Source organism: Agrobacterium sp. D14 (assembly GCF_001526505.1).
Lineage (GTDB): Bacteria > Pseudomonadota > Alphaproteobacteria > Rhizobiales > Rhizobiaceae > Agrobacterium > Agrobacterium leguminum.
In genome coordinates, this window is record NZ_ASXX01000058.1 from 1 (window position 1) to 979 (window position 979).

The window sequence follows — 979 nt, forward strand, 5'->3', positions numbered from 1 at the left end:
CCACAAGCCTGGGAGCAAGGCCATGATACCGGAACTTCTCTTCGTCGGCATCGACGTTTCCAAAGCCCGCTTCGATGTTTTTGTTTATCCGGCCGGCAAGCGCTGGAGTACCGGCAGTTCACCGACACAGATCGGCGCTCTCGCAAACCGCCTTCTGGGGCTTGGACCGGTCGTCGTCGGACTGGAGGCGTCCGGCGGTTATGAGCGCAGGCTGGCCGACAGCCTGCATGCGGCAGGCCTGAAGGTCCATATCCTGCCGCCCGCAAGGGTTCGCAATTTTGCCAAAGCCATGGGGCAGCTGGCAAAGACCGATATGATCGACGCTGCCGTGATCGCCCGCTATCTGGCAACGGTACACGCTCACCTCACTCCATATGAACCAGATCCCGTGCGCAGTCGCCTGAGCGCGTTCGCGGCCCACCGGCGCAGGCTGGTCGCCGAAAAGAGCGGCCTGACGAGCCAGCTCGATACCATCGAAGAGCCGCTGGTGCGCGACATGCTGGAGGCACGCCTGCGCATCATCGCCATGGACATCGCCACTCTCGACCGCGCCATGCGCGATCTGCTCAAGGCGACGCCCGGCCTGCGAAAGCGCCACGACAGAATGTGCAAGGTCACCGGCGTCGGCCCGGTGCTGGCCACCGCGCTCATTGCCGATCTGCCTGAACTCGGCACTGTCTCTTCAAAGGTCATCGCCGCTCTTGTCGGCGTCGCGCCGCATGCGCGTCAATCCGGCTCATCAAACCGGCAGGGCAAATGCTCCGGTGGCCGCAAGCATCTGCGCGACATCGCCTATATGGCCACACTCAGCGCCATCAAGGTCAAAGACCCCGTTCTTGGAGCCTTTTATCAGCGCCTGCGCAGCAAGGGAAAACCTTTTAAATTGGCCATCGTCGCAACAATCCGGAAGCTCGTCACTATCCTCAACGCCATCGCAAGGACAGATCCAGCATTTGCTTGATCATCCACGGTTGCTTGA

At 61.4% G+C, this 979-nt stretch carries 1 protein-coding gene; it reads left to right on the forward strand.

Annotation, left to right across the window (positions count from 1 at the left end; genetic code table 11):
• Positions 1 to 961, forward strand: a 961-nt coding sequence (locus tag L901_RS22895) for an IS110 family transposase (RefSeq protein ID WP_210179000.1), incomplete at its 5' end; no start/stop codon positions are given.
• Between the last annotated feature and the right edge of the window lie 18 nt (positions 962 to 979).